We start from the raw sequence: 24,323 nt of genomic DNA, 5'->3' as shown, positions 1-24,323 counted from the left end.
CAAGCCCGGCACGTTGTGCGACGCAACAGGGAAAGCGGCTTCCCGAGTGAATCGAACGACGCGAAACGCGGGTTTTCCGTCCTGCGCGGCGGCCGAACGCCGCGCGCGTGGCGGGCGCCTGCGTCGCCGGTTCGCGGATCGAATACCGGCCCGGCTTGATCGTCATCAACAACCGAACCCGCCAGCCGCCGATGATGGCGACATGGCCGCGCGCGATACGGTGCGCGGCAGTTCACCCCAGCGAGGTTCGCATGTACGAGAAGATCATGGTGGCCGTCGACGGCAGCGCGACGTCGAAACAGGCGCTTGCCGAGGCAGTGAGGATGGCACTGGCGGGCGACGCGCACGTCAGCGTCGTGTATGTGGTCGACAAGTCGGTGCTGTTCACTTACGCGGGCCGTTTCGACCCGCATGCGCTCATCGAGGAAATCCGCGCCGACGGGGTCAAGGTGCTGCGCGAAGCCGAACAGATCGTCGCGGCCGCCGGCGCGAAGGGCGAGGCCGAACTCGTCGAGACCGAGAGCATCGGCGAGGACGTTGCGGAACGCCTGCAGCGCTACGTGAAGGAACGCGGGATCGATCTCGCGGTGGTCGGCACGCACGGGCGGCGCGGCATCCGGCGCGTGCTGCTCGGCAGCGTCGCCGAGCGCTTCGTGCGCGGCTCGAAATGCCCGGTGCTGCTGATTCGCGGCGACGACGCCGACGTATCGGCCGCCGCCGCGGCCTAATGAGGCGGGTGCGAGATGATACGCCGCCAGTACCGGATCGTCGTCGCGGCGATCGCCGTGTTCGTGTCGCTCGCGGGGATGATGGCCGTCGTGACGGGGCTGCTGTTCGATGAAGCGATGGCGCTGCGCGGCGGCGCGATCGCGTTGATCGTCGGCGTGGCCGGCTTCGTCGTGATGCTCAATCCGGGCGTGAAAGGCGAGGAGTGACGCGGGGCATGCTCTGCCCGCGTCTCCCGCTCGACCGGGCCCGACAGGTCCGGCGGCCGTCTTTCGAAAAGCCGGCGGTAGCCGCGGCCGCACCAGCCCCGGCTCCGTCGCTTCGCGCCGCTGCCCGGCGCCGTTACTCCGCGTGCGCGCCTGCCGTTCCCGGCGCCTTCGCGCCGTCCTGCCCGATCTGTATCTCCAGCCGCTTCACCGTTTCCTCCAGCTCCGCGTTTTTCGGCTGAATCTTCCGCGCCCGCGCGAACGCAGCGCGCGCCTCATCCTGGCGTCCCCGCTTCCACAGCACTTCGCCCTTGTGCGTCAGGCCGGTCGCATAGGCTTCGTGCGCGTCGCCGTCGTCGCCGTCCTTCGCGAAGATCGCGATCGACCGGTCGAACCACGCGAGCGCTTCGTCGTTGCGGCCGAGGCGATACAGCGCCCAGCCCTTGCTGTCGAGCGCATACGCATCGTCCGGTGACTTCGCGAGATGCGCGTCGATCATCGCGAGCCCGCGATCGACTTCCACACCCGCGTCGACGAGCCGATAGCCGATGTCGTTCAGGCGGTCGTCGGGGATCTCGCCGAGATCGAGCACGGCGGCGACGCGGCCCGCGTCGTGCCCGGCGATCGCGAGCGACAGCAGCTTGGTGACGATCTGTTGCCGCAATTCGGTGCTGATCCGGCTGCCGTTGGCTACCAGGCTGCCGAGGTATTGCGTGTACAGGTCCGGCGCGCCGGGATCGCTCGCGCCGTTCGCGATGGCCGCGCCCGGGCCCGCGCACCAGTCGGCGTCGGCGGACCCGGCCAGCGTCCCGGCGTACAGACTGACGTTCCGCGGCGTGCGCGATTGCGCGTAGTAGGTGTAGCCGTTCGCATCCGAGTAGCCGCACGCCAGATATTCGTTTTCCACGTCCAGTACATACGGGAATTTGCCGAGCGGCTCATTGCCGAATGGCTCGACCAGCCGGAACGATTCGCCCATGTCGCCTTCGCCGACGATCGCGTTGAACACCCACTGCTTCTGCGGATGAACCTTCGGCAGCCGGATTCTGACGGTGCGCCCGGCAGCGTCGGTCGTGCCGAAGATCACGCTGTCGTGCTGGTCCGGCTTGACGGGCAGGCCCGCGATGACCTGGCCGGGCAGGAACAGCCGGTACCGCGCATTCGGCAGCGGCTGGTGCGTGACGGGGTCGCGCAGCACGAACCGGTGAACATGAGCGCCTTTTCCGAACGACTGCGTCGATGCGACGTAGGTGCGCGCATGGGCGGCGGGCAGCGCGGTGCAGCTCAAGGCCGCGGCAACGAGCGCGGCGAGAAGGCGTGATGTCATGGAATTGTGGTTCTTATATGTAGCGGTTTTATTGACCGACGGCCGGAAATGCATTGAACGTCCGGCGCAACCTTCGATAAACAACGGGCTGTGGCCCGCGAATTCCGATGCGGATTGCCGGATCGTCCAGCGCAATTCAATGCGGATCCCGACCGCAGCAACGTGATGCGTGGAAGATGCGGACGGGTGACGCGCGAATGCAGTGCGCAGCATAACAGGCGCGCGCGGCGCAGTTGCGCCCACCTATTTTTGTCGTTGCGGCCGGATGAACGACATCGTGATTTGTATCAAATCATGATCGCCGTGCCGGGAACGCCGCACACGACGCTTCCGGCCGCGCGCGCTTCTGTCAAACTGGCGCCCATGAAACCGCGCCTCACCTCACCGCTTTCCTCCGATTCCGCGTCTGCGCCCGCAGGTTTTCCCGATGCCGACGAACTGGCCGCGCTGCGCGCGTGGTACGCGGGCATGACCGTGCGCCAGGCCGTCGAACGCTACCTGCCCGATCGTCTCGGTGCAGGGCGCTCGGCGCGCGGCGTGATCGGCGGCATTCGCCGCCGCCTCGTGCGCGTCGCACGGCTGGCCGGCCGGCCCGATCTCGCGGAACGGCTCGGTCATCCCGACGGTGAGCGTGTGCGGGAGGCGAAGGCCGCGACCGAAGCGATCGGCCTGCTGCGTCATGCGCGCGCGCCGGTCCCGCAGATCAGCGACGACGTCGGCCTGTGGCTGCCCGCGCGCGCGGTCGCCGCGCTGCGTGCGCACGGGATCGCGACGCTCGCGGATCTGACCGTGCGGATTCCGCGCCGGCGCCAGTGGTGGAGTGCGATTCCTGGCCTCGGCATGGCCGGTGCGCGACGCATCGAGGCGTTTTTCGCCGCGCATCCGGACCTGACCGAACGGGCGCGCGCGCTGATCGCCGCGACACCGCGCAGCAGCATCGTGCCGTGGGAGCAGTTGAAGCTGCCGCACGAGGTCGACGGTTCGGCCGGCACGTTCCGCGCACCGCGCGCGACCAGCACGCTCGACGCGGACAACGATTACGCGGCCGTGCACGCATGGCTGTCTCTGCACGAATCGGCTGCGACGCGGCGCGCATACCGGAAGGAGGCCGAGCGGTTGATCCTGTGGGCGATCGTCGAGCGCGGCCGCGCGCTGTCGTCGCTGACGACGGAGGATGCGGTCGCGTATCGCGCGTTCGTGCGGCGCCCGACGCCGCACGAACGCTGGGTCGGGCCCGTGCAGCCGCGCGGCGCGCCCGACTGGCGGCCGTTCTCGGGCGGGCTGTCCGCGCGTTCGGCGGCGTACACGCTGTCGGTGCTCGGCGCGCTGTTCCGCTGGCTGATCGAGCAGCGCTACTTGCTCGCGAATCCGTTCGCGGGCGTCAAGGTGCGCGACACGCGCGGTGCGAACGCACTCGACACGTCGCATGCGTTCACCGAAGGCGAGTGGCTGCTGGTCCGTACGATCGCCGACGGGCTCGAGTTCCGCAAGGACGCGTCGTCCGGCTGGACGCTCGCCGCCGCGCAGCGGCTGCGCTTCATCCTCGATTTCGGTTATGCGACCGGACTGCGTGCGAGCGAGCTGGTCGGCGCGACGCTCGGCGACATCGAGACGGATGCGCACGGCGACGCATGGCTGAAGGTGATCGGCAAGGGGCGCAAGGCCGCGCGCGTCGCGCTGCCGCCGCTGGCGCGCACGGCGCTCGATCGTCACCTGGTCGCGCGCCGGTTGCCGGTCACGCCGGTGCGCTGGCGGCCCGACACGCCGCTGATCCCGAGCCTCGCGGAAGACGGCGCGGCCGCGATCACGAGCGTGCGGCTGTGGAAGGTGATGCAGCGCTTTTTCGCGCAGACGGCCGATGTCGTCGATGCCGATAACCCCGCGCTCGCGCAGAAGCTGCGGCAGGCGAGCCCGCACTGGATGCGTCATACGCATGCGACGCACGCGCTTGCGCGCGGCGCGGAGTTGACGACCGTGCGAGACAACTTGCGGCATGCGTCGATTTCGACAACGTCGATCTATCTGCATGGCGACGATGTGAAGCGGGCGCGGCAGATGTCGAATGCGTTTGCTGCAGACAAGTAAGGAGGCGAGTCGGAAGTTGCTGGCCGGCAACGCGCACGCGACGACAGCGGTCGATGGTTGGGCGCGTTTCCCGTCTGCGAATGAATGACGCACCGCAGCGTATCCGCCGACAAGACGGAACGGGCCGGTGCACACGACGGTCATAAACTCTTTCACCAGGAGCAGCGGATGGCATCGAGCCAGGGCACGGTCGATTTCATCGTCGAGCAGATGGCGGCGGCCGGCACCGTATCGGCCCGCAAGATGTTCGGCGAATACGGCATCTATTGCGACGGCAAGATGGTCGCGCTCGTCTGCGACGACCGGCTGTTCGTCAAGCCGACGCCGGAAGGCCGCGCGTTTCTCGGCACCTGCGACGAAGGCGCGCCGTATCCGTCCGCGAAGCCGCACCTCGTCATCGCCGGCGATCGCTGGGACGACCGCGAATGGCTGTCGGCGCTGATCCGGATCACCGCCGCGCAGTTGCCGGTGCCGGTGAAGCGAAGCCGATAGCGGCCATGCGCGACGCGCCACGTCGCGTAACGTCGCGCAGGCGTATTCTGTGACACATGCGCGCGTCCAGCGCGCGCCCGGAGGGAGCACAAGAATGGAGACATCCGGACATCCGAGCGGCACGCAGCTTGCGCGTCGCGCCTGGCACGCGCTCGTCGCGGCCCTTTGTGTCGGCTGGAGCGCGCTGGCGTTCGGCGCGGACGGCGTAGGCGGCGCGGCGGCGCTGCTCGACCGTTACCACAGCCTCGGCGCGCAACTGAAGGACAACGCGTTTCACCGGCCGCTGACCCTCGAATCGTCGGAGGCGTCGTCGTCGCTGAAGGGCGACATCTACGCGGTGGTCGACTATCCGTTCGCGGTCGTGAACGGCCAGCTCAACGATTCCGCGCAAGGCCCGGCGAACTGGTGCGCGGTGCTGATCCTGCACCTGAACACGAAGTACTGTCGCGCATCGAGCGACGGCAACGGCCCGGTGCTCGACGTCAACGTCGGCCGCAAGATCCAGCAGAAGCTGTCGGATACCTATCGCCTGCAGTTCCGCTATCGCGTGGCGGCCGCGACGCCCGACTACTTCCAGGTCGACCTGACCGCCGACAGCGGCCCGATGGGCACGAAGGATTACCGGATCGCGCTGGAGGCCGTGCCGGTCGGCGCGTCGCGCACGTTCCTGCATCTCACGTATTCGTACGGCTTCGGCACGGTCGGCCGGATGGCGATGAAGACCTACCTCGCGACGGTCGGCAGCGACAAGGTCGGGTTCACGGCCGTCGGCGACGCATCGGCCGCGCGGCCGCAATACATCGGCGGCGTGCGCGGGCTGCTGGAGCGCAACACGATGCGCTACTACCTCGCGATCGACACGTATCTCGCGACGCTCGACAAGCCGCTCGACCAGCGCCTCGCGCGCTGGTTCGACGCGACCGAGCAGTATCCGCAGCAACTGCACGAAGTGGAAAAGAGCGCGTATCTGCAGATGAAAGCGCAGGAGATACAGCGGCAGCAGGCGGCGCGGTAGGCGGCGCCGTCCGCTGTCCTGCCGCTCAGTTCGACGCGCCGCCGACCGTGCGGATGCTGCGCCACTGCCCCTGTTCGACGCGGAACAGCGTGTAGGGCGGCTTGATCAGGTCGCCGCGCTCGTCGAACGAGATCTTCCCGGTCACGCCGGTGACCGACACGCCCGGCAGGCTCGCGACGATCCGGGCGCGATCGACCGAATCGGCCTTGCGGATCGCCGCGATCATCGCGAGCGCCGCGTCGTACGCGAACGGCGCATACAGCTCGACGTCCTGGTTGAAGCGCGCCTTGTAGCGCTGCGCGAATGCGACGGCGGACGGCAGCTTGTCGAGCGCGGGGCCCGGCTCGAGATCCTGCGTGCCTTCGCCCGAACTGCCGGCGATCTTCAGGAATGCGTTGCTTTTCAGCGCGCCGGCGCCGAACAGTTGCGCGCGGATGCCGAGCGAGCGCATCTGCTTGACGAGCATCGCGCCCTGTTCGTCGAGCCCGCCGAAGAACAGCAGGTCGACGTTGTTGCTCTTCATCGTCGTCAGGATGCCGCGGAAATCGACAGCCTTGTCGTTCGTGTATTCGCGGCCGACGACGCTGCCGTGCGCGTCCTTCACGCCTTTCTCGAACGCGTCGGCAAGCCCCTGGCCGAACGCGGTGCGATCGTCGATGATGCCGATCCGCTTCGCCTTCAACTGCTCGACCGCGAAGCGGCCGGCCACCACGCCGCCGATGCCGTCGTGCCCCATCGTGCGGAACACGTTCTTGAAACCCTGCATCGTCAGTTGCGGATTGGTCGAGCCGGGCGTGATCATCGCGACGTTCGCCTGTCGGTAGACGGCCGACGCGGGAATGCTGCAGCCCGAGTTGTAGTGGCCGATCACGCCGGCCACGCCGTCGTCGACGAGTTTCTGCGCGACCTGGATCGCGATGCGCGGATCGGCCTGGTCGTCCTGCACGTCGAGCACGAAGCGCACCGGCTTGCCGCCGATGGTCGGATGTTTCGCGTTTTCCTCGTCGAGCGCGAGCTGCGCACCGTATTGCAGGTCCTTGCCGACGCGCGCGACGGGCCCCGTCAGCGGGCCGGCGAAGCCGATCTTGATGGTTTCCGGGTCCGCGGCCTGCGCGGACGCGGCGACCGCGCCGATCGAGCAGACGGCTAGCCAAACCAGCCAGTTACGACGATTCATGATGGATGCCTCCTTGCAGTGGTGGAAATCGCGGCGCGCGTCAGAATCGCGCGGCCCGGTATGGCGAGAGGTCCAGCGGCGGTGCGCGCTGGGCGACGAGGTCGGCGACGATCTGCCCGGTGATGCCGGCGAGCGTCACGCCGAGATGCTGATGGCCGAATGCGTGGATCACGCGCGCGCTGCGCCGCGCGCAGCCGATCACGGGCACACCGTCCGGCAGCGTCGGCCGGAAACCGAGCCAACTGCGCGTCGGCGCGCCGAGCGACGGCAGCGCCTCGCGTGCCGAGCGCGTGAGCAGTGCGACGAGCGAGCGGTTCATCGGCGCGTCGAAGCCGCCGAGCTCGACGGTGCCGGCCGCGCGCAGCCCTTCGTCGAGCGGTGTCATGTAGAAACCGCGCTCGGCCCAGCCGACCGGCCGCGTGACGATCTGCTCATGCGCGGCGAACTGCACGTGATAACCGCGCTCGGTATCGAGCGGTACCGCGTCGCCGCACGCAGCCGCGAGTTCACGCGAGCGTGCGCCTGCGGCAATGACCACGTGATCGAAGGCGCGCACCGAGCCGCCCGCCTGCACGTTCACGCCGTCGCCGACGGGCTCGATCCGCTCGACGCGCTCGCGTTCGAGCGTCGCGCCGCCGGTTGCGAGATGCGCGAACAGTTCGCCGAGAAACCCGTGCGGATCGGAGAAGTGCCAGCTTCCGGTGAACAGCACGCCGCGCGCGAAGATCGGCGCGAGCGCGGGCTCGAGCCGGCGGATCGCGTTCGCGTCGAGCAGCTCGAACGGCACGCCGAGCCGGCGCCGCAGCGCGAGCGACGGCTCGGCGGCATCGAACGACGCCTGCCGCGCGTACAGGTACAGGCACTCGCGCGGCCGCACGAACGCCGCGAGCCGCGCGGTGGAGAGCAGCGGCGCATAACCGTCGGCGGCGCGCGACAGCAATGCGGCGAGCGCGCTCGCGCTGCGTGCGTGGCGCGCGGGCGTCGATGCGAGCAGGAACCGCGCGAGCCACGGCGCGCCGCGCAGCAGGTACGGCCAGCGGATACGCAGCGGGCTGTCGGCGGCGAACAGGAAGTGCGGGATGTTGCGGAACACGGACGGGCCGTTCACCGGCACGCAGCCGTACGGCGCGAACGTCGCGGCGTTGCCGAACGACGCGCCGTGGCCGATGCCAGCCGGATCGAACAGCGTCACGCGATGCCCGTCGCGCTGCAGCCATGCCGCGGCGCCGAGCCCGATGAAGCCTGCACCCACAATGGCGACGTTCGCCATGACGCATTCCCTCCGGTACACATGGTTCACACAAAGTTGAGATAAAGAATCACACAGTAATTTTTTGTGTGCAATCAAAATGAGATTGTGTGGCGCTAGTGTTTACCCGATTTCAATCGGCTGATTCAACAGACTTTTCCGGCGACGTTTGACCGGGAGGGGATGTCATATACAATCGCTGGGCAGGCCAAAATGGCAGACAAACGCTTTTTGTGTGGTCACAGGCGATAAATGGCATCAGACAAACTTTCCGGCGAGCGCGACGGCGGTGCGCCGGTGCAGGCGAAGCGGCCGACTTATGTCGAGGTATCGAGCTCGATCGAGGAGGAAATCCGCAACGGCACGTATCCGCCGGGCAGCCGCCTGCCGCCGCAGCGCCAGCTCGCGACCGAGCTCGGCATCAACGTGTCGACCGTGTCCCGCGCGTACAAGGAACTGCAACTGCGCGGCCTCGTGATCGGCAGCAAGCGGCGCGGCTCGCTCGTCACCGGCGGCGCGATGCCGAGCATCGCGCCGGCCCGTGCGGCGCTCGCGGCGGGCAACGGCGTGATCGACCTGACCGTGAACCGTCCGGCGACCGGCGAGTTTCTCGCGAGCCTCGCGCAGACGTTCGGCACGCTGCCGAACGACCCGCGTTTCGCCGCGCTGCAGGAATACCAGCCGCCGCAGGGGCCCGACTGGGCACGCGCGGCCGGCGCGCAGTGGCTTGCCGCGCCCGGCTTCGCGCCATCGCGCGACCAGGTGGTCGTCACGAGCGGCGCGCAGCACGGGCTATATGCGGTGCTGAACAGCCTGATCGGCACCGACGGCGTGATCGTTGCCGATCGCCTCACGTATTACGGGCTCAAGGCGCTCGCGCCGGTGTTCCAGTTCGAGATCGTCAGCGCGCCGGCCGACGACGACGGCCTGCTGCCCGACGAGATCGAACGGATCTGCCAGCGCATGCCGGTCAAGGCGATCTTCGTCGTGCCGAACCTGCAGAACCCGACCGTGACGACGATGAGCCTCGCGCGCCGGATGGCGCTCGTCGACGTCGCGCGGCGCCATCACGTGACGATCATCGAGGACGACGTATACGGCCCGCTCGTGCGCGACCGGTTGCCGGCGATCGCGGGGCTGTGCCCCGAGCTGACGTTCCATATCGGCGCGACGTCGAAGATTCTTGCGCCCGGTCTGCGCCTCGGCTACCTGAGCTGCCCGCGCGACAGCGTCGCGCTGTGTGCGGAAGCGGTGCGCACGACCGCGTGGATGCCCGCGCCCACGTCGATGCTGATCGCGACGGTATGGATCGAGGACGGCACCGCCGAGCGGATCATGGCCTCGCAACTCGCCGAGATCCGCGCGCGCGTCGATCTCGCGCGGGAACTGCTGCCGGCCGGGCAGTTGAAGTCCGACCCCGCGTGCATGTTCGTGTGGCTGAGACTGCCGCCGCCGTGGCGCGCCGACGACTTCGCCGCGAACGCGAAGGCGCGCGGCGTGATCGTGATGCCGTCGTCGACGTTCGCGGTCGACCGCGCGGAAATCGAGCACGGCGTGCGCATCAACCTCGCGTGCCCGGCCACGCGCGACGAGCTCGTCAACGGGCTGCGGATTCTGTCCGGCACGCTGAAGGACCGGCCGCGCGCGCTGTTCGGTTCGATCTGACGGCGGGCGCTCAGTCGAGCAAGCCCGCGACGACGTCGACGATCCGTTGCAGCAACGCTTCGTCGTAAGGCAGCCACGGCACCGCACGCAGCGGCGACGGCGGCGGCTCGGTCGGGGGGGCGACCGGCTCGCCGTCGCGCGTCACGCGCCCGGTCGCGCAATGTACCGACCACGCGCCGACACGCACATGGCGCTCGTCGATCGTCATCCTTCCTTGCGCAATCGCGTCGGCGAACACGAGCGACAGCACGTGCTTGCGATGGCGCGCCATCACGCCCAGCGGCAAATCCGACAGCCGGTTCAGGCGCTCCTGGCGTTCGGCTTCGATTTCGAGCTGGCGAACCGGATCGACCGCAAGCGCGGCGGTGGTCGCGCGCGTCGCGTCGTCGTCGAGCGCGAATGCGGACACGCTGACGAGCAGGTCGACCGCGCGCGCCACTTCCGAGAACACGACGCGATCGATTTCGCCGATCGGCAGCGGCATCCAGCGCCGTTCGTGCCGGCGTTCGAAGTGCAGCCGGCGCGACGTGCCGTGGCATTCCGAGCCCGGATAGAGCCGCGCATCGACGACGAAGGTCGCGCGCACGTCGCCGAATTCGCGGACGAGTCCGTCGTCGTATGCGCGGATCGACCAGCCCTCGCGGCGCGCGACGCCGAGCAGCGGCCGGCTCGACAGCACGTGACCTTCGAACATCGCGGAATCGCTGGCTGCGGCGTCACCGTCGGGCGACACGTAGTACTCGCGGAATGCCTGCCTGACCGGCTGCCGCAGCGCGCGGCCGACGATCGCGCGCTGCCACGCGAGCCGCTCGTCCGCATCGGCCAGCAGCGGGTGCCATAACCGGATGTCGCTGTCGTTGGCGAGGTCGCACGCGCGCCCGGCCGCGTCGCGCAGCACGACCTTGCCCTTCGCGATTTCAGGCATGAACGACTGCGTCGATCCATCGCTGCCGCGCGCTTGCCAGATCATGCGCGCCGAGAACGCGGCGCCGGCCGGCGCATCGACGAGCCGCTTCCGCCATTCGGCGTGACCGAGCGTGATCGGCTGCCAGAAGCCCGCTTCCATGCACCCGGCGAGCATTGCGAGCTGTTTCTTGTCGGGCTTCGCGTCGAGCGTCATGCGCAGCGCGGTATGCGGCCGCTCGCCGAGCGCGCGTTCGGCCGGCTTCAGGTTGCGCGCGAGCTTCTTCTGCACGCCGGCATGACGCACGGCGGCCAGCGCGTCGCGCAGCGCACGCACGCTCTCGGGTGTGGGAATCGTCTCGACCGCGTGGCCGAGCGCGATCGCGAGCGACTGCGACGGCGCCGTCTTCGCGGCGGTCGGCGCGACGCACACGCCTGTCAGCAGCGGCCCGATCAGCGGGCGCAGCCACGCTTCGTCGCGATAGGCGGCCACGCGCGCCGCGCGGGCGACGACCTGCGCGTCGTCGGTCGTGAACGCGCGATCGGCCTCGTACGGAACGGTGCCGGCATGAATCGCCGCGACCTGTCGTGCGGCCTCGGTCAGCGCGTCGCGCGCGAATTCGACGTACGCGGCGTCTTCCGCGAGCGTGACGGCCGGATCGCTGAAGTCGATCCACAGCCGCTTCGGCGCGAAATAGCCGTCGTGCGTCGCGGCCAGCGCGAGCAGCGCGGCCGGCCCGAGTTCGGGCAGCACGTCGAGCTCGCGCACGCGAAACGGCGAATCCGCCAGTGCTTGCGCATACGCGTCGCGTCGCGCCGAGAAGTCGCGGCGGCCGGCGAACCAGTCGAGCGCATACGCGCCATACGCGGATGCCGCACGCAGGCCGCCTTCCTCCGGCTCGCCCGCGATGCGTGCAAGCTCGGCCTGCAGCGCGGGCGACGGCAGCGCGTCGAGGCAGGGCAGTTCCTCCAGCGCGCGCTGCCACGCGCCCGGCGGGATATCGCGGAACAGTTCGAGCGCGGCGTCGGCGTCGACGAGTGGCACGAGGCCGAGCGCGTCGATCTGCCCACGCAGCCAGCGCGTGAACTCGGCGCGCGGGTCGCCGTATGCGAGGTCGCGCTGCATGATCGCGCGCTCGGTGCGACGCAGCGCCGGCCAGGCCGCGCCGAGTGTGTGCGCGTCGAGCGTCGACAGGTCGATCGGCGTCCCGGTGAAGCGCGGATGGTCGGCGGTGCCGGTCAGCCGCGCGACGAGCAGGGCGGCGAGCGCGCGGTCAGTCATGCGCGGTCTCCTTGCCGGCGGCGCGCGATGCGCGGACATCGGCGCAACGGCTCGCGCACGCCGACTCGAGTTCGGGCAGTTCGTCGCTCGCATCGGGGAGGTTGACGGCGATCCGTACGCCGGGCCCCTGCGGGATCCGGAACACCTTGCCCCGCCGGGCGGCGTCTGCGCCGCGCTCGGCCTTGACCATGAACGACTCGCTGACGCCGAGCCGGCCGGGCGCGTCGTTCTGGCGCCATTTCTGCACTTTCCGGGCCGCGCGGATCACGCCGCCGACGCCGGATGCCTGTTCGATCGTGTGCTGCATGGTCGGACTCCACCCGTGAAAACCGTGCGATCGCACAGTATTGCACCCCAATTGCGGTAGTCGGACGAAAGGCCGTGCGGCCGTCGCTTCGGGCTGGCGCCGGCGGCGCCGCGCAAGGCTTCAGGCCGCCCGGGAATTTCATAAGACGTACAGTTATCCCGCCATGCGCGATTCGCGCCGAACTGTACTCTTGTTCGCGCGATCGATGTGTGTACTCGTCGCCGACTGTTCTGCTTTTAAGATTCCATCATCAAGTGCACAGTGCCGCAGATCCTGTCGTACCGGACCTCTGCCGGCGCATCTTCAAGAGAGAGCCAGTGTGATGGAAAAGGCAAAACCGGAGGGAAAGATCAGGAATCACGGCGGCCCGGTCGGCGGGCGGAACACGCGCGTGTCGGACGCGCAAGGCAAGGCGGCGCGGTGGCGCATGCCGGCGGGAGGCGCGCGATGAAACTCTATGAAAAACTCGCGGACGATATCGAGCGCCTGATCCGCCAGGGCGTGTACCGGCACGGCGACCGGATTCCGTCGGTGCGGCAGGCGAGCCAGCAGCACCGGATCAGCATCACGACCGTGCTGCATGCGTATCTGCTGCTCGAAAGCCGTGGGCTGCTGGAAAGCCGCCCGCAGTCGGGTTACTTCGTGAACCTGCGCCGCGACGACAGTCATGCGCCGGTGCGCGAGCTGCGGCCGTCGAAGCCGATCGCGATCTCGTCGTCGGTGGACGTGAGCCGGCTCGTGCTGTCGACGCTGCGCTCGATCGGCACCGACGATGCGGTGCCGCTCGGCTCGCCGTATCCGGACCCGAGCCTGTTCCCGTTCGAGAAGCTGAACCGCTATGCGTATGCGGCCGGCCGCGACAAGTCGTTGTGGGGCGTGACGGACGGGCTGCCGCCCGGCCATCCGCGGCTGATCCGGCAGATCGCGCGCCGCTACCTGGAAAACGGGATGTCGGTGGACCCGAACGAGATCATCGTGACGGTCGGCGCGACGGAGGCGATCAACCTGTGTCTGCAAGCGGTGGCGAAGCCGGGCGACACGATCGCGGTGGAGTCGCCGACGTTCTACGCGATGCTGCACGCGATCGAGCGGATGGGGATGAAGGCGATCGAGGTCGCGACGCATCCCGAGTACGGGATCGACATCGCCGCGCTGGCGGCGATTGCGAAGTCGCAGCCGATCGCCGCATGCATGGTGATGCCGAACTTCCAGAACCCGCTCGGCTTTCAGATGCCCGACGAGCGCAAGCGCGAGCTGGTTGAGTTCGCAACGAAGTCTGGCATGCCGATCATCGAGAACGGTGTGTATAACGAACTGTATTTCGGCGATACGCACCCGAGTTCGCTGAAGTCGTACGACCGCAGCGGGATCGTGCTGCATTGCTCGTCGTTCTCGAAGAGCCTGACGGCCGCGTACCGGATCGGCTGGGCGTTGCCGGGCCGCTATCGCGATCAGGTCGAGAAGCTGAAATTCCTGAACACGCTCGCGACGCCATCGTTGCCGCAACTGGCGATCGCCGAGTTTCTCGAGCGCGACGGCTACGAGCATCACCTGAGGCGGATTCGCAAGGCGTACGCGCAGCAGGCGAACCTGATGCGCGCGATGGTGTCGCGGTTCTTTCCGGAGGGCACGCGCATTTCGAGCCCGGCCGGCGGGTATGTGCTGTGGGTCGAACTGCCGGCGCAGGTCGACGCGATGCGGCTGTATCAGCTCGCGCTGGAGCAGGGGATCACGATCGGGCCGGGCTACATGTTCTCGATCGCGGACAGCTATCGGAACTTCATCCGGCTGAACTACAGCAGCCCGTGGTCGCCGGAGATCGAGCAGGCGGTGATCGCGGTCGGGAAGCTGGCCGCGGCGTGCATGCGGTGAAGCGGCGTGTGTGGTGTCCTGCGCTTCGACGACGAAGCCGGCCTGGTGCCGGCTTTTTCTTGGTTCTTCGTGGATTCCCGTGGATGTCGCTTGACGACCCGAAGCCGTCTTCCGACGCGTCTTGGCGACAATGGCCAGCACCGGATCCTCTCCGGACGTTGAGTTGGGCGTCACCTCTGCGGCTGCAGCGTCGGCATGGCGTGTATCACGTGCAACTCAAACGCGAACTTATTCGCAGCTTCGACGAGTCGGAAAACGTACGCTTTGTCATTCTTCTATTAATAATAGGTGAGGGTCGAGCTGCAGTGCCGCAAAATTTTAAATATAGTTCAGCTGCGCATAAGTTGCGCACCAAGATGCAGCGAAAAACCCCCGCCAAACAAAAAAGAAATTTCTAGTTCATTGCCTTTCATTCTCTATACTTTCTATAAATTGATTGGCATGCCAAAGATAATTAAATTAAGAAGTGAATATTATTAATACGAAGAGGGAAGATTGCCGCCATGGCTTGAGGTATCTGCTGACTATTGAGGAACGAAATCCAGGCGCGGGTTGAGCATCCTTTTCGCGTGGTCAATGATCGGTTAGGTCGCGGCAAGGCGCGCCACAAAGGTCTGACGATGAACACTGCGCGGTTGTTGACCTGTCATGGGGGAGGTCCGTCCTGAGTGCGTAAGGCGATTCAGGAAAGCGACCAAACTCGGCTAATTTTCGGCAAGAGCACTCTCGGCGCGCACTCTTATATATCGCTGCATTTAATTGCAGGGTTGCGTCGATAATCTCGTCGACAAAAAATGTGATTAATTAGAGCTTCCTTGATCTGGTGAAAGGAGAAAATTAATAGCAGGCCAGTTATTTATCAATAGCTTCTTGGAGAAAAGCATGAAGAATCTAGCTTTGATTACATTGGCAGCGGCGCTGGTCGCTCCCGCAGCGTGGGCCGAAACCAATGCCGCCGATGGGCCCAGCGGAGCACATTTTGCGACTGCCGAGCCGGTATGCACAGTAGATCAAGCCACCCTGGATGTCAGTTGTACTGGGACCACCATCGGGGGGATCGGCCACACGAATGCGACAGCGAACCTGTCAGCGACTTACTCGGGCACCGTGCAGTGCACAAACCATGGCGGTCAGGTCGTTGACGTGAAGACGCAGGCCACGGATGCTGCTTCGTCGGGAAAACTGACAGCGTCCAAGAACGGGCAAATTGTAGTGCCGCCGCTCGGCGTGGTGGCGCCGACCACCCAACAGTTGCTAGCCGATGCCAGCTGCCCCAACGGGAACTGGACCAAACAGCTGATAGCGGGCCCAACCCTTGCGAATTTCGTGTATACGATCACCTTCGCGGGCTTCAGTGGGCCTTATTTCAGCCTCGTGGGTCCTTGATTGACTTGGCACAGGCTTCGGCACATTCCACTGAACGGGAAAACCCGACATTAGCGAGAGCGCCCTAAGCGATAGGGATGGGCGTGCCGGCATCCGCCGGCACGTCTGCAATCGGTGGCGGCTGGTACCGTCATTTCATACGGTGCCACGCCCACTTTTTCCTGAATCATCGGATGCTTGGTCATGCAACAAGATGTTCACCTTGGTTGCCGCGTGTGGCATGGCTCACATGCACCGCGCCATTCTTTGCACGCTCGGTGGATGCTGCTGTTCAGTCTGCTGCTCACCGGATGCAGCGGAGGGGATTCCGCCCCGCCACCAATGGCAGCCCCGCAGCAAGCGTCGTCGGGACCGGGCCCGTTGGCCGCGCAAAGCACGTCGCCAGGAGGGGAAAAATCGGTACCGTCGGTCGTGACGGACGAACCTGCCGTACCTTCGGCAGACTCTGCCAGGATGGTGCAACTCAGCGCGCTACCGCATCTGTCATCGCTGTCCGACCGTGAGAAGGCGGGGTTGCTCATGCTGCTGCCCTCCAAGTCGTCTTCGCAACGGCTGGCTTTGATCAACATGTATCCCAGTCTGGTCAAGCTGCCGGAGCAGCAAAAGGAGCTGTTGCTGGATAAGCTGGAAAAAATCGTCCCGGTCACGGTAAGTGAGCGTCAATGACCGTTTCTTTCCGAGGAAGCTTTGGTGCTTTCGCAAACGACCGAAATCGGATGTGAAGCGGCCGTCTGAGTGTCTGAGCCAATCGATGGCGGGATGGCTGTTCATGGCCGGACTCGGCCGGCCGCAGTCCCGGCGGACTGCGACTGGCTCAACCCGACCCATTGCAGCCCTTCGACACCGCCTGAATCAACGGCAGCTTGCGAGGTACAACTGCCATTTCCGCCATCGTCCACACCGGCGGAAGTTGGGTCCTTACCTGCGGTTCACGCGTTCGTGATAATTCCCCAACTTCCGAGCCGAAGCCCTTGGCGTGCGGGCACCTTGGAAGGCCGCCTGACGGCAGACCAATTGAGAACTGCTTGACGCTTTTGCAATCGCCAGAGTTCCCTGGGCCCAAAGCATCAATCGCCCCGCCTCTTGATACCGCCGGTCAACAATGAGATCGCGGTGCCCAGTAGATCGTCGATGTGATCGACATCCAGTCGAAGGCTATCGGGGCGCCACATCAGGCTGATAACGCCATTCATCATTGCCCACAGCGCCGTCGAGGCGTGTTCCGGCTCGACGTCTGCATGCACCCACCCTTCGTCGATACCTCGGCTGATCAATGCGGCCAATTTGGCGTTTTGCTGTCTGATCAGGGCAGCAATGCGCGCGAGCGCCTCCGGCTCATTCGGTGGCTCGACAAGGATACGGAACTGGTGCGGGCGCTCCTTGGCAAACCGCGCGTAAGCAGCTGCCACACAACGTAATTTCGTCTCCACATCGCCATCGGATGCATAGGCCGCGTCCATGTACTCGCGGTTTTCTTCCAACGCGCGCTCCGCCACGGCAATGAGCAACGCGGAACGGCCACCTACACGGTTATAGAGCGTCTGCACTGCGACATCCGCCCGGGTCGCAACCGCTTCAGGCGTGACCGCGTCTAGTCCGCCCTCCGTCAGCAACGTCTCGGCGGCTTGCACGATCGCCAGGCGGGTCGCGGCTGCCCGGCGCTGAGTTCTGGATTCCATACGGGGTTTTCCCTCATTAATTGGAACGAACTACAAACATAGAATGCATTCCAACATTGGATTTCAATCTACGATTTTACACCTTGGAGGGACACATGGCCGGGCGAAGAAGTGTCGAGTTCGTGGCTGGCGGCCGCGGTGAACATTGCCGAGGTTGGCTGTACGAGCCTCCGGGGACGGCCCCGTTTCCTGTCATCGTGATGGCACACGGGCTGGGCGGAATCAAGGAAATGCGGCTCGACGCCTATGCGCAACGCTTCTGCGCGGAGGGCTACGCGTGCCTCGTGTTCGACTATCGACATTTCGGTGCGAGCGACGGCTCCCCTCGCCAATTGCTCGATATCGATCGTCAACTGGAGGACTGGTCGGGTGCGATCGCTTTTGCACGCGGGCACAGCAATCTCCGGCCGGATCAGGTGGTCCTGTGGGGAACATCCTTCGGCGGCGGTCATGTGATTCTCTCCGCAGCACGCGACCGGACCATTGCCGCTGCCATCGCGCAATGCCCGTTCACGGACGGGGTCGCGTCGTTGTTCGCGTTGAACTGGCGTAGCGCGCTCAAGGTTACCGCGCTCGCTCTATGCGATGTATTGCTATCCCTCGTGGGCAGGGCACCGGTGATGGTGCCGACGGCGGGTCCGCCCGGTTCTGCCGCGTTGATGACTGCACCGGATGCCCTGGACGGCTATCTCGCGCTTGTCCCTGACGGCACTGCATTTCGCAATCAGGTCACAGCACGCTTCGGCCTGAACATCGTTCGGCACCGCCCCGGTCGCAAAGCAGGCGACATTTCCTGTCCGATTCTGTTTTGCGTTTGCGAAGCCGATTCCGTCGCTCCGGCGGGGCCGACGAAACGGTATGCCAGGCGCGCTCCCAAAGGGGAAGTGCACGCGTATCGGGCAGGCCACTTCGACATCTATGTGGGCAAGGACTTCGAACAGGTGGTCGCCGACCAACTGGCATTTCTCCACCGTCACGTTCCAACGAAGCAAGGAGGCGCGCATGTCGACTTATAAGCTGGCGAACAAGGTGGTGGCCATTACCGGTTCCACCGGCGGCCTGGGATCGGCCTTGGCCGAAGCGCTGCACGCACGGGGCGCGCGTCTCGCACTTTTCGACCTGAAGGCAGACAGGCTCACGGCGCAAACTCGCAGCTTCGGCCGCCCTTCTGACGTTCTTGGCTGGACCGCCGACGTCCGCGATTTCGAAAGCATCGAAGCCGCAATGGCCAATGCGGCGGATCACTTCGGTCAAATCGATGTGGTCATCGCAAACGCGGGCATTGACACCATGGCCCCGATGGCCACCATCGATCCGGCCGCTTTTGATCGTGTCATCGACATCAACCTCAACGGCGTGTGGCGTACCTTCCGGGCCGGCTTGCCATTCGTCCAGCAACAGCGCGGGTACATGCTGGCGATTTCGTCAATGGCCGCGTTTGTGCATTCGCCGCTACAGGCGTCCTATACGGCCAGCAAGGCGGGCGTCTGGGCGATGTGCGACAGCATCCGTCTGGAGCTTCGTCATCTGGGAATCGGGGTCGGCAGCGCGCATCCGACGTTCTTCCCGACGCCCCTGATGGACGATGTCGTTGCCGATCCTGCCGGCCGGGCATTGTGGGGAGGCAACGATCAAGGCTTCTGGAAGATGATCCCGCGCGAGCAGGTCGTGCGGGACATCGTGGCAGGCATTGAGCGCCGCGCGGACATGATCGTCGTACCGAAGATGAACACGATAGTGGCCAAGGCACCCGGCTTCTTCAGGCGCTTCGTCGAACGCGCTGGCTTTCGCGGCGAGGACATTGAACGTGCCATCAGTCTGGCGTCGGCAACAGGCTGGAACGACTCGGCTGCGCACGCTCCGGCGAAATGAATGGCATCCGGTGGCCGCAGGAACCGATCGGCTTCGCACGATCAGCGGAGCCGATGGCCCGACATCCATCGCCCCTCGTTTGCGCGGCAATGGAAATTCAATAGCAGAGGAGCAGTACAAAGTGGCTTACGATCTTCAGGGAAAAGTCGTGCTTATCACGGGTGCTGCAGGCGGCATTGGTGCCGCGACCGCGCGTGAGTTGCATGCATGTGGAGCACGGCTCGTTCTAACAGATGTGACGCAGGCTTCAGTGGACCGCCTCGCCGCGGAGTTTGACGCCGAGCGCACGCTCGCCTTGGCGCTCGATGTCACTGATGCTGCCGCCACCAGGGCCGTCGTGCAACGCGCCGTCGATAGATTCGGTCGCCTCGACATTGCGTTCGCCAACGCCGGCATCTCATGGCACGATGTGCCCGCCACCGTGTACAGCTGCGATGAGCAGGAGTTCGAGCGAATCGTCGAGGTCGACCTGTTCGGTGTCTGGCGCACGATCAAGGCTGCATTGCCGGAGATCGTGCGCAATCGAGGCCAGGTCCTGGTCACCGCTTCGGTCTATGCGTTCGTGAACGGCATGGTCAACGCGCCTTACGCAGCGTCCAAAGCCGCAGTCGAGATGCTCGCGCGTTCACTGCGCGCCGAACTTGGCGGCACCGGGTCTACGGCAAGCGTGCTCTATCCGGGATGGGTGGCTACAGCAATTGCCAAGGTCGGCTTTGGCGGAAATGCGCTGGCGACGAAATTGATTGAAAAAGGGTTTCCTGCACCGTTGCGGCGACCGATACAACCCGAAGACGTCGCTAGGGCTGTCATAAAAGGGCTGCGAGACCGCCAACCGCGCATCGTCGTCCCGTTCCGGTGGGCACCGTTTTCGTGGACGCGAGGAATCTTCAACATTGCGACCGACTGGCATCTCGGGCGACAACATGAAATGCATAAGTTGATGCGCGAGCTTGAGCGCGCTCGAGACCGACAAAGCTAGCGCGAGTTCTGAGCGGTATGTTGGCAGCGCCGGCGAGCGGCTTTCCGTCTGAAAGGACGGCTGCTGCGCGCTAGCGTAAGACTCCCGGCAACTGAGAGGATCGGGTTGCCTCCCAATGGCCGTTTGCTAGCGCGGAGCGGACGTCCACGCGCCATGTGACTGTGCTGGAGAATGACGCCTCCTGGCCGAACCCGGCCGGTGCCCGCCCCGACAAACCGCGACTGGCTCAACCCGGCCCACAAGCGACGGTCAATCCGCTCCGATGCGGTCGTACAGATGGCTGTCGTCGCGGCGCGGAAGGATTCGTGAGAATCGTAAATCTCGCCGTGTCCGGATTCTTCTGTATGGCATTGAACTCCCCGTGTGAGCACTTTCGTGCACACACCGGCTCGCGCGTTACGGCTTGGAGAGCAGTCGGCCGACCATGGCGTTAACCGCAGTAAGCTGGGAACCCGATTTCACCGCGTAGTCGGGACCCGTATAACCGAACCAGTCCCAGCAACCTTGCGGATTGAACGGGATCGTGGACGCATTCACCTGCGGATACAGAACGAGGATGTTGTTCGTGTCGGCCCAGTAGTTGTAGTTGGTCTTCTCATAGAAATCGTCGCCAACCACAGCTGCCGACTGCTTGCATCCATGGAATGCGACGTGAACCTTGCACGCCGCTCCCTGATCGCACGACTTAGGCACGTAGACGAACCCCGTGTCCGCCATGCCGGTCGCAGATGCTGCGAATTCGCGCTGACTGAACGGCACGATTCTCCCGGTCAGGCTCTTTGCTGGCGGCTTTAATGGACCGTAGATGTACTGCAGCAACGCGCCGGCCTGGTCGTACCTCTGCTTGTCGACCTCGCAGTGGCTGATGTATGGAGGCGCATTGTCAGCACACACATTGCCGAACGACGGTGCAATGAATGCGTGACCAGCCGGCACGTTATTCACGTACTTCAGGTTCGACGCAGGGACGCCGGCCTCCTTGAAGAACGACACTGTCGAGTCGACTGCCTGTTGGTAGACAACTGTGTCTTTCGTTCCGCTGAACACGTAGATCCGCGCCTTCTGAAGGTTCGATAGTGGGTCGATCTGATTCAGCGAAGCAAAGCCTGCGGCGGCGGTTACCATCAACGTCGAGTTCGGCGGAACGAACGGTACCTGCCCCATGCAGATCGAGGCGTTAAACAAGCTCCCTGCCGCGCAGTAGTACGGACCGCCGGCGACCACGCCAGCCCCGACTACGGAACCGGAGTACGCGACCTGGTACTGGACCGCCATGAAGGCGCCCGACGACAGGCCGGACACCGACGTCTGCGACGGGTCACCGTGGTACGACGGCAGCGCATCAGCGGCCAGCGCGGCATGGGTCAGGGCAGCAGCGAGCGCGAGAGCGGTAATGGCGACGCGAGGATGCAATTTCATCGTGATACCTCCTGTGGCATAGCGAATGAAACGGACGTCGAGCGAAAGGACGACTTGCCGAGAAACCTTGCCGTTCGTCGCGGCTGTGCAATGCGCTCGGCCCGGTACGTTGCGTACGCGGTCACGCATCCCGCACGAAGGGCTGCAACCTCGATCGGACCGACAACAGCCGCCGCGGCGACCACGATATAGGCGACATATCGATGGCCGATTTCCGCGGCTCCGTCATCGTCATGCCGCCACTGTGCCGATCTGGCGCGTTTGAAGGCTTGAGTGGGGTGCGAATTCGTATGATGAAGCATCATCGACGTAAAAAACCGTCAACCCCGTATTCTTTTTTGTGTGTGAGATTTGCAACGTCGTCGTATTGCTGTCATCCGGGGCATCCAGGCGTCTTCGATTGCGGCGCAACGCAATCGACGGTTTTGTACCGTTTTGCATGCAAACTCGACCGGCTCTTGTTGGCTGCGGATTCAACCCGGTCGGTGCCCGCTCCGACAAACCGCGACTGGCTCAACCGACCCTGAACAGACAGTCGAACTCGCGATATCGCGATGACCGTCTTCATACCGCAATCAGTCGTTAAATTTTCGCTATACATCGCAGTAACAAAATCCGACCGAATGAGTGAATTTTGCGTTTGTGCAATAACACACGGAAAATTCACGAATTTTGCTAGGGTATTCCTTAGTGCGAACTTGCTAAAAATGTCTATTGTTGCAAAGGTAATCCGAGTCGAAATTACTTTCCCGGACGGAAATCTATGCTGCGGGAATGGTACATCGGTTTGACTATCGCAGACGGATGCCGACGCCCCACTCTGGAGGAAATTTTGAAAGAACAACATACGTTCAGCTATCCTGCATCCAGTCTGTATGCCGGGCCCGAGTTCGAAGAGTATTGCATTAGCGAACAAAAGTACCTACCGGCAACGAGGGACCGCACACCATGCCTTTCATGTCCACTTTCCAACCTTTGTCAGGCGGGATTCGATGAACAGGTCCGGCGCTTGCAAAAAGGAGAGAACCCAAGCCTTACCGAAGGTTGTGCGTTTGACCCCAAAGCCTTGACACCACAGGCACTACTCGAAAACCTTACGCACGAGCAGAAGGCGTTTGTTATTTCGAAGATCCCGACGTTTAAACAATCGGAGCCATTATGAGCCAAAATATCGTTGCGTTGCAATTGGAAGCAAAGAAGCAATTGGCGCAGAAAGCTGACCTCCAATCAAAGCAACAGCTCGAAGCAAAGAAACAATTAGCGCAAAAAGCCGACTTGGTATCGAGACAGCAGTTGGAATCGAAGAAGCAGTTGGGGCAGAAAGCTGACCTTCTATCGAGGCAACAGCTCGAAGCAAAAAAACAACTGGCTCAGCGTTCTGAGTGATTGCTATCGACCAACTTGAGAAGGCGTACCCGTTACAGTCAAGCTGTGCGGTGCGCCTTTCGACATTCAAGCGTCCCCATCTGGCAGGTTCCAGAGCGAACCAGCCGTCTGAATGACAGCTCTGCGGAATTGACGGGTTGAATCCGGAGCCGACCGCCGCCCGATGCAGCCGGCCGAATCCGCCACCCGTTTCCGCCGGTTGATTCTCAAGGAGCCGACTGGCTCGATTCTGAGCATTGCTGCCATCGAAGCTTCCAGAAAGCGGACTTCCGGCCATCTACTTTGCGGACGTCCGCCGAGGAGCGACAGGCCGTACCGGTTGCTCCTCAGGCTTGGCGGGCTTTCTGGCTTTTTTAGTTTTGTGCAAGACCGGGCTCGGGGTAGCATCCTTCGGGCAGCTCTGGCGATCGCCTAGACGCTCAACGAGTCGTGCCTCGCATTCGGAAATCGAGTACCCGCGCCGCAGCGAGATCATGAAGGTGAGAGGACGCATGTGCCATGCGCGCCGTTGGAGTTCGACCAGCGTTCCCTTCGCGAGGTCTTCATCGACCATATGGCGCGGCATGTGGCCCCAGCACAAGCCTCCCCTGAGCAGATCGTGCTTCGCGCCGAGGTCATTCACCCACCACTGGCGTTCACTGGCGACCCCCTGTTGTGTCTTTTCCGCATCGGGCTGATTGTCCGTTACAACAAGCTGGATGTGCCGGCCAAATTCCTCCCGCGGGATTGGCCCCGCGATCGAGGCCAGCGGATGCGATGGTGCACAGACGGTCACCATTTGCGAGTCGCATAGATGCTGCCTTTCTATGGTGCCGGGGCTCAGCTCCGGCACGTCCGTGATCGTCACCGCCAATGCGCACGTGCCTTCGAGAACCAAACGCTCGCCGCCCTGCATGGTTGTCATGCGCAGATTGATTGCAACCGTTGGAAAGTCCGCCTGCAAGGCGCGCAGGCATTCGATCAGGTGCGCACGCGGGAAATAGGTGTCCACGGCAATCGAGACCTGTGGGACCCCGGCTTCGGCAATCGCAACCGCACGCATCTTCATTTCCTCGGTGCGTGAGATCACCCCACGCGCGTCAGGCAGGAGGCTGCGGCCCGCGGCCGTCAGCGTCGCTTTGCGAGTGTTGCGCTCGAACAGCACCACATCGAAGGCGCTCTCGAGTGAGCTGATCGCATGACTGATCGCGGACTGTGCACGCCTTAGCTGCCGTGCCGCTCCGGAAAAGCTCCCCTGGTCACACACGGCGACGAATGCCCGAAGTTGATTGATGGTGACGTTGTCCAACATATTTA

At 64.5% G+C, this 24,323-nt stretch carries 23 protein-coding genes; 14 read left to right on the top strand and 9 right to left on the bottom strand.

Annotation, left to right across the window (positions count from 1 at the left end):
- The first annotated feature begins 251 nt into the window (after positions 1-251).
- On the top strand, positions 252-728 hold the full coding sequence (locus FPJ27_RS03200) for a universal stress protein (RefSeq protein ID WP_204420820.1): 477 nt from the start codon (positions 252-254) through the stop codon (positions 726-728).
- A gap of 15 nt (positions 729-743) precedes the next feature.
- A complete protein-coding gene (locus FPJ27_RS03195; protein ID WP_034184541.1) occupies positions 744-935 on the top strand; it encodes a DUF2964 family protein in 192 nt (63 codons plus the stop codon).
- A gap of 133 nt (positions 936-1,068) precedes the next feature.
- On the opposite strand, the gene FPJ27_RS03190 is transcribed toward FPJ27_RS03195, so the two are convergent.
- Positions 1,069-2,259, bottom strand: a complete 1,191-nt coding sequence (locus FPJ27_RS03190) for a tetratricopeptide repeat protein (protein WP_239483133.1) — start codon at positions 2,257-2,259, stop codon at positions 1,069-1,071.
- Positions 2,260-2,622: 363 nt separating this feature from the next.
- Here FPJ27_RS03190 and FPJ27_RS03185 point away from each other — a divergent pair, with 363 nt between their 5' ends.
- From FPJ27_RS03185 to FPJ27_RS03175, 3 genes are all read left to right on the top strand, one after another.
- On the top strand, positions 2,623-4,344 hold the full coding sequence (locus tag FPJ27_RS03185) for a site-specific integrase (protein ID WP_204420818.1): 1,722 nt from the start codon (positions 2,623-2,625) through the stop codon (positions 4,342-4,344).
- Between the two features lie 168 nt (positions 4,345-4,512).
- Complete coding sequence (locus FPJ27_RS03180) at positions 4,513-4,836, top strand: TfoX/Sxy family protein (protein WP_204420817.1); 324 nt, start codon at positions 4,513-4,515, stop codon at positions 4,834-4,836.
- Positions 4,837-4,930: 94 nt separating this feature from the next.
- On the top strand, positions 4,931-5,851 hold the full coding sequence (locus FPJ27_RS03175) for a hypothetical protein (RefSeq protein WP_204420816.1): 921 nt from the start codon (positions 4,931-4,933) through the stop codon (positions 5,849-5,851).
- Positions 5,852-5,876: 25 nt separating this feature from the next.
- Here FPJ27_RS03175 and FPJ27_RS03170 read toward each other — a convergent pair whose 3' ends face one another.
- Positions 5,877-7,028, bottom strand: a complete 1,152-nt coding sequence (locus tag FPJ27_RS03170; RefSeq protein ID WP_204420815.1) for a branched-chain amino acid ABC transporter substrate-binding protein — start codon at positions 7,026-7,028, stop codon at positions 5,877-5,879.
- A 40-nt stretch (positions 7,029-7,068) separates the two neighbouring features.
- Complete coding sequence (locus FPJ27_RS03165; protein WP_204420814.1) at positions 7,069-8,298, bottom strand: FAD-dependent oxidoreductase; 1,230 nt, start codon at positions 8,296-8,298, stop codon at positions 7,069-7,071.
- Between the two features lie 231 nt (positions 8,299-8,529).
- Between FPJ27_RS03165 and FPJ27_RS03160 the strand changes: the two genes are divergently transcribed.
- Positions 8,530-9,942, top strand: coding sequence for a PLP-dependent aminotransferase family protein (locus FPJ27_RS03160; protein ID WP_204420813.1), 1,413 nt, complete (start codon positions 8,530-8,532; stop codon positions 9,940-9,942).
- A 10-nt stretch (positions 9,943-9,952) separates the two neighbouring features.
- On the opposite strand, the gene FPJ27_RS03155 is transcribed toward FPJ27_RS03160, so the two are convergent.
- Together FPJ27_RS03155 and FPJ27_RS03150 are read right to left on the bottom strand one after the other, a co-directional pair.
- Positions 9,953-12,127 carry a DUF4132 domain-containing protein gene (locus FPJ27_RS03155; RefSeq protein ID WP_204420812.1) on the bottom strand — a complete coding sequence of 725 codons (2,175 nt, stop codon included), beginning with the start codon at positions 12,125-12,127 and terminating at the stop codon, positions 9,953-9,955.
- A complete protein-coding gene (locus FPJ27_RS03150; RefSeq protein WP_072437784.1) occupies positions 12,120-12,434 on the bottom strand; it encodes a hypothetical protein in 315 nt (104 codons plus the stop codon). The genes FPJ27_RS03155 and FPJ27_RS03150 overlap by 8 nt, the downstream gene beginning before the upstream one ends.
- Positions 12,435-12,881: 447 nt before the next feature.
- On the opposite strand from FPJ27_RS03150, the gene FPJ27_RS03145 reads away from it, so the two are divergent.
- The 3 genes from FPJ27_RS03145 to FPJ27_RS36245 all read left to right on the top strand — a co-directional run bounded on the left by FPJ27_RS03145 (position 12,882) and on the right by FPJ27_RS36245 (position 16,358).
- Positions 12,882-14,306: a PLP-dependent aminotransferase family protein gene (locus FPJ27_RS03145; protein ID WP_072437985.1), complete on the top strand. Its 1,425-nt coding sequence runs from the start codon at positions 12,882-12,884 to the stop codon at positions 14,304-14,306.
- 882 nt (positions 14,307-15,188) lie between these two features.
- Positions 15,189-15,692 carry a hypothetical protein gene (locus FPJ27_RS03140; RefSeq protein WP_072437785.1) on the top strand — a complete coding sequence of 168 codons (504 nt, stop codon included), beginning with the start codon at positions 15,189-15,191 and terminating at the stop codon, positions 15,690-15,692.
- A 261-nt stretch (positions 15,693-15,953) separates the two neighbouring features.
- A complete protein-coding gene (locus FPJ27_RS36245) occupies positions 15,954-16,358 on the top strand; it encodes a hypothetical protein (RefSeq protein WP_239483132.1) in 405 nt (134 codons plus the stop codon).
- A gap of 401 nt (positions 16,359-16,759) precedes the next feature.
- Here FPJ27_RS36245 and FPJ27_RS03130 read toward each other — a convergent pair whose 3' ends face one another.
- Positions 16,760-17,371: a TetR/AcrR family transcriptional regulator gene (locus FPJ27_RS03130; protein ID WP_072437787.1), complete on the bottom strand. Its 612-nt coding sequence runs from the start codon at positions 17,369-17,371 to the stop codon at positions 16,760-16,762.
- Between the two features lie 95 nt (positions 17,372-17,466).
- Between FPJ27_RS03130 and FPJ27_RS03125 the strand changes: the two genes are divergently transcribed.
- The 3 genes from FPJ27_RS03125 (at position 17,467) to FPJ27_RS03115 (ending at position 20,222) form a co-directional block, all read left to right on the top strand.
- Positions 17,467-18,387 (top strand): alpha/beta fold hydrolase, encoded by a 921-nt coding sequence (locus FPJ27_RS03125; RefSeq protein ID WP_204420811.1) that lies wholly within the window; start codon positions 17,467-17,469, stop codon positions 18,385-18,387.
- Positions 18,374-19,243 carry an SDR family NAD(P)-dependent oxidoreductase gene (locus FPJ27_RS03120; RefSeq protein ID WP_204420810.1) on the top strand — a complete coding sequence of 290 codons (870 nt, stop codon included), beginning with the start codon at positions 18,374-18,376 and terminating at the stop codon, positions 19,241-19,243. Before FPJ27_RS03125 ends, FPJ27_RS03120 begins: the two co-directional genes overlap by 14 nt.
- Before the next feature lie 121 nt (positions 19,244-19,364).
- The gene (locus FPJ27_RS03115) at positions 19,365-20,222 is read left to right on the top strand and encodes an SDR family NAD(P)-dependent oxidoreductase (protein WP_204420809.1); all 858 of its coding nucleotides are present in this window, start codon (positions 19,365-19,367) and stop codon (positions 20,220-20,222) included.
- Positions 20,223-20,618: 396 nt separating this feature from the next.
- Here the strand turns inward: FPJ27_RS03115 and FPJ27_RS03110 are convergent, their stop codons facing one another.
- Complete coding sequence (locus tag FPJ27_RS03110; RefSeq protein WP_204420808.1) at positions 20,619-21,641, bottom strand: PHB depolymerase family esterase; 1,023 nt, start codon at positions 21,639-21,641, stop codon at positions 20,619-20,621.
- A 231-nt stretch (positions 21,642-21,872) separates the two neighbouring features.
- Positions 21,873-22,082, bottom strand: coding sequence for a hypothetical protein (locus FPJ27_RS03105; RefSeq protein ID WP_204420807.1), 210 nt, complete (start codon positions 22,080-22,082; stop codon positions 21,873-21,875).
- Between the two features lie 322 nt (positions 22,083-22,404).
- Between FPJ27_RS03105 and FPJ27_RS03100 the strand changes: the two genes are divergently transcribed.
- Complete coding sequence (locus FPJ27_RS03100) at positions 22,405-22,803, top strand: hypothetical protein (protein ID WP_175961812.1); 399 nt, start codon at positions 22,405-22,407, stop codon at positions 22,801-22,803.
- Positions 22,800-23,027, top strand: a complete 228-nt coding sequence (locus tag FPJ27_RS03095; RefSeq protein WP_175961811.1) for a hypothetical protein — start codon at positions 22,800-22,802, stop codon at positions 23,025-23,027. Before FPJ27_RS03100 ends, FPJ27_RS03095 begins: the two co-directional genes overlap by 4 nt.
- 277 nt (positions 23,028-23,304) lie before the next feature.
- On the opposite strand, the gene FPJ27_RS03090 is transcribed toward FPJ27_RS03095, so the two are convergent.
- Positions 23,305-24,318: a LysR family transcriptional regulator gene (locus FPJ27_RS03090; RefSeq protein ID WP_204420806.1), complete on the bottom strand. Its 1,014-nt coding sequence runs from the start codon at positions 24,316-24,318 to the stop codon at positions 23,305-23,307.
- Between the last annotated feature and the right edge of the window lie 5 nt (positions 24,319-24,323).

Origin of the sequence: Burkholderia sp. MS455 (genome assembly GCF_016899445.1) — a bacterium.
In the GTDB taxonomy this organism is placed as follows: Bacteria; Pseudomonadota; Gammaproteobacteria; order Burkholderiales; family Burkholderiaceae; genus Burkholderia; species Burkholderia pyrrocinia_C.
This window is presented reverse-complemented; position numbering and strand designations above follow the sequence as displayed.